Here is a 255-nt window from a genome sequence, read left to right on the forward strand (position 1 = left end):
GTCGAGCTTGGGGTCGTGGGTGATGGCCACCACCGCGCTGTTGCTGTCCAGGTTCATCGACAGCACCAGGTCGTCGGGCATGGCGGTGGACAGGGTCACGCCGCTGATTTGGTCCCAGCCTTCGTGGTATTCGGTGCGCGGCTCGCACACCGTCACTTGGTAATCCAACATGTGCGCCATGCTGGCCAAGTAGCGCGAGAGTTGGCCGCCCCCAATGATGAGCAAGCGCAGGCGCGGGCCGTGCACGGTGGTGAG

General features: G+C 64.7%; 1 protein-coding gene. It reads right to left on the reverse strand.

Going from position 1 to position 255, the window contains the following annotated elements:
* On the reverse strand, positions 1–255 hold a 255-nt coding region (locus AB1471_RS17595; protein WP_367781014.1), incomplete at both ends, for an XdhC family protein.

The sequence above is a fragment of the Jeotgalibacillus marinus genome, from assembly GCF_040801915.1.
Taxonomy (GTDB): domain Bacteria; phylum Bacillota; class Bacilli; order Bacillales; family Jeotgalibacillaceae; genus Jeotgalibacillus; species Jeotgalibacillus marinus.